The sequence below is a fragment of the Salipiger sp. 1_MG-2023 genome, from assembly GCF_030547555.1.
In the GTDB taxonomy this organism is placed as follows: Bacteria; Pseudomonadota; Alphaproteobacteria; order Rhodobacterales; family Rhodobacteraceae; genus Salipiger.
On the sequence record NZ_JAUOQN010000126.1, the window covers coordinates 1 to 3,605 of the forward strand.

3 protein-coding genes and 2 pseudogenes are annotated in these 3,605 nt (G+C 62.6%); 3 read left to right on the plus strand and 2 right to left on the minus strand.

The genetic code is table 11. The annotated features are described in order from the left end of the window. Nucleotides 1–72 precede the first annotated feature (72 nt). Nucleotides 73–322 (minus strand): annotated as a pseudogene (locus Q4543_RS23950) (transposase); the annotation flags it as partial. Nucleotides 323–410: 88 nt separating this feature from the next. Then, a pseudogene (locus tag Q4543_RS23955) lies at nt 411–653 on the minus strand (IS256 family transposase); the annotation flags it as partial. Nucleotides 654–802: 149 nt separating this feature from the next. On the opposite strand from Q4543_RS23955, the gene Q4543_RS23960 reads away from it, so the two are divergent. From Q4543_RS23960 to Q4543_RS23970, 3 genes are all read left to right on the plus strand, one after another. Then, nucleotides 803–1,678, plus strand: a complete 876-nt coding sequence (locus Q4543_RS23960) for a hypothetical protein (protein WP_303442602.1) — start codon at nt 803–805, stop codon at nt 1,676–1,678. A gap of 200 nt (nt 1,679–1,878) precedes the next feature. Then, complete coding sequence (locus Q4543_RS23965) at nt 1,879–2,220, plus strand: hypothetical protein (RefSeq protein WP_303442604.1); 342 nt, start codon at nt 1,879–1,881, stop codon at nt 2,218–2,220. A 264-nt stretch (nt 2,221–2,484) separates the two neighbouring features. Beyond that, nucleotides 2,485–3,096 carry a hypothetical protein gene (locus Q4543_RS23970; RefSeq protein ID WP_303442607.1) on the plus strand — a complete coding sequence of 204 codons (612 nt, stop codon included), beginning with the start codon at nt 2,485–2,487 and terminating at the stop codon, nt 3,094–3,096. Nucleotides 3,097–3,605 lie beyond the last annotated feature (509 nt).

Consider the following 3,605-nt stretch of genomic DNA (forward strand, 5'->3'; position numbering starts at 1 on the left):
CGTTCGCTTCATTGTCCGTCCCTTCGTTGGGTCGGACTCTAATTTCAAATGGAGAAAAAATCCCGTGGCAGGTCAGCTTTTCACGGCGTGCCATTCGCGGACGGATCGCTTCCACTCCCGAGAGGTAGCATTCAGAGCGAGATAGATCAATTTCGCCGCCGCCTCATCGCTGGGGAAGTGCCCCCGGGTGCGGACGGCCCGGCGGATCTTCGAGTTCAGCGCCTCTATGGCATTCGTCGTGTAGATCAGTTTGCGGATCGTCGAGGAACGGGATGACCTCGGCCCAGGCTCGTCGCCAGCTCGGCGCGATTGCCGGGTAGCGGGCGGCCAGATCGCTGTCCTCGAACTCCGCCAGTGCGGTTTCGGCAGCCGCCGCGGAGCTATTGTCAAATCTGGTGTTTGGGCGGTCATCAAGCGGCGGCCTGATCTTGTGTTGATGGCTTGATGCCGTTGATGAAATCGACGCCTTCGATGACGTCTGCGAGATGAGCGAAGCCGCGCAGCTTGCGCCAGCTTTTCTCAGCGCATTGGCCGAGCTTGAACATCATGTGGAGCATCCCGTCCCGGCTCAGGCATCCCTTGGTGCGTTTCGTGCGGTGGCGGATGGTGGCGAACGCGCTCTCGATGGGATTTGACGTCCTGATGCTCTGCCACCCGAGCAGCGCATCATACGAAAGTCGGCGCTCGGCCATCTCGTGGCGGGCGCAGGCACTTGAAAGCCCGCGCAGCGGCTCGGCCGATGGCGTCGCTGCGCGCCTGACCTGCCCCCCCGACCCGGCTGAGCGCCCTCGAGGAATTCAAGGTGTCCATCGACCCGATGGTCGTGGCCACGAAACTGAAAAAGGACGGGACGAAGACCCGTGTCTACACCAGCCGCAGGATCGGCAAGAGGCACAAGTTGAAACTTGCGCGCTTTTCCGAGGAAAGCCGGCTGCGCCGGTATTTCGAGGCCCCCGGCGAGCTCTGGAAAATGGCTTGCAAGGGCCTTCAGAAGGGTCGGCGCCCGAGCAAGCAGCATATCGCTTTGGCTCGTAACGCTCTTTTCCTTCGGATTTCCCAATACACAGGCCCGCTGCGCAGGACCAGCCTCGTGGGCCTGCGCCACGAAGGTGACGACCCGCACCTGATCCTTCCCACGGGCAGCGGCACCGGGACCCTCATAATCCCGGCAATCGAAACGAAGACGTTGAGCGAACTGCACATCCAGATCGATCCGGAGACGGTGAAGATGATCAAGTATTATATCGCGCATTTTCTCCCCGAAGCCCGCCGCCTGGCCCGTGCCCGAGTGGGCAATCCGCACTTGTTCCCGGGCTATCCGAAAAAGGAAAACGACGCGTCTGCGCATCCGCCGGGCCTGGGACACATGTCCAAGGAGAAGGCCAACAATACCTTTCGCAATCAGCTGTGGCGGCATTTCAGGATCGATCTGAATCTGCATGTCATGCGGCATCTCGCCGGCAAGATCATTCTCGATCAGGATCCCAGCGCCATGGAACTGGTGCGGATCCTGCTCGATCACCGGCGCATCGAGACGACGCAGAGCTACTACGCCGAAGTCAACGCGATCATCGCTCAGCACCGCTATCTGCATCTTCTCGAAAGGAGCCAGCGGAGCGTGCTTGCGAAGGTCAATTTCAAGATCGTGGAGGATCACGCATGCCGAAACACCGGGTAACCGCACCGCGCGACGCCTGGCCGGACGTCCTGCGCGTCCGGTTCGATGCGCTTTCGCTTACGGAACATCAAAGACACCGCCTGGGCCAAGCACTTAGGCGGTGGATCCTGCTCGCGCCGGACCCTCTCGAGGTGACGCGGCAGACGTGCGAAGCCGTAATCGCACCAGTCCAGCGGGCGCGGAGGGATGTGGCAGCGAGCATGCGGCAGGTCCTCGGGCTCGTCTTCCCCGAGGCCGCACCCATGCTCTATTCCCTGCGCGAACCGAGGCGTCGCAACCCGCGCGACCCGCGGGCCGATTTCGCGGAGCATCTGAAACGACATCTGAGACGATGCCCGCAGGAGTGGCAGGATCGCGCCGCGCCGATGTTGATCGTCGACCCGGACGGTCTCGAAGATGGGCTGCTGGTCCAGGCATGGGCTGCCTCGACGCTGAAGAGGTGCGTGGAAGCGGCTGGCAGATACTTCGACTGCTGTCGCGAATCCAGCCTGCCATGCTTCCTTCATTCTGCCGGGGTGAAGGCCCGTCTGAGAAAAATGTAGGAAGCTGGTAGCAGACCGGCAGCCGCAACTATTGAGATCGCGAGCCTGCTTGCGTTCTCGAGTGCCCTGTTCCCGGAAAAGGATCATGGCTGGCTCGAAAGGACGCATCGGAGCCTGAAGAAAATCGCTGCGGCCTCCCCGTCACGCAATGCCGGCCGGGCTCTTCCCGCCGACGATCTCAGGCATTTTGGCCTGGAGATCTTTGAGCTGGCAGATCGAAAATTCGACGAGGCACGCCTTCGACGCGACTTCGAAGAGGCCCACATGTTGGCGCGGACAGCCCTGGCACTCGTGTTGCTGACGGAAGCTCCGATGCGCGTCGGTGCGCTCGCCTCGGTCGATGTCACACCCGGCCTTCTGGCACGTCTTGTCCTGATACATGTGGAGGGGTGCGACACGAAAACAGGCGAGGCGGAGACCAGGCTCTTCAGCAGCGAGGCCGTACGGTGCCTGTCGTCCTACATTTCCCGGCACCGCGCCGCGATGGCACTACCCACGGAGAACAAGCTCTTCGTCGGCGACAACGGTCTCGCCGTTCTCGGTGCTACGCTCTCGGAAAACATCGGACGCCTGACCGAAGATCGGCTCGGCCGCCGTGTCACGGCGCACCCGATCCGCCATTCGGCCGCGAATTTCATCGTCGCACGCGCGCCGGAGGAGGCCGCCCTCGCGTCGGTCATTCTCGGTCACCGCACGCGCGGTGTGACACCGGTCTACACGCGCCGGGCCGGTCAGGTCCTGGCGAGCAAGACCCATGCGGAGGCGGCAAGGCGCACCGCCGAGCGGCTCGGCGCGGATACGGAGGTATTTCGTCGAAAAGGGGCGAAAACCCCGCGCAGAAAGCGTCACGACCGGGCTCTCCGAAAGAAGCGGTAGAATGCATCCGAAGCGGCGCCGCGGTAGTCGGTGCCCGGGTTGATCAACGTGCATGCGGCCACGCGGCGTTGGAGGGGAATTCGATACCCGCGTCGGGGTGGTAGTCAGGACAAGGCGACCCGCCGGCACGGCCCTGGGCGTGAAGGCTTACCAGTCCGAAGCCAGATTGCTGCGGGAGCGCCCGGTCGGACCCAATGGTGAGGCATTCGGAACAGGAAGTTGGGAAGCTGCTGCCGGCGATCTCGGCGCGCCCCTTCTCGCGAGGGCGCGCCGGTCTCAGCCGGACAGCGCGGAATGAAACGAGGGTCGGCCAATGAAATTCCTTCGGCTGCTACCGGGAACGCCGACCTGAAACCCCGTCCAAGGAAAGGAGGTGAGGACGCTTGATGCGGACACGACTGTCCGTGCAAGGAACGAGGAGAACGAGATGCCAGAGGTGGTCCTGAATTTTCGACCAGTTTTCCGCCGGGCTAAGCTGTAGCATGGGTTTCATTTCAGGCGGCAGCTTT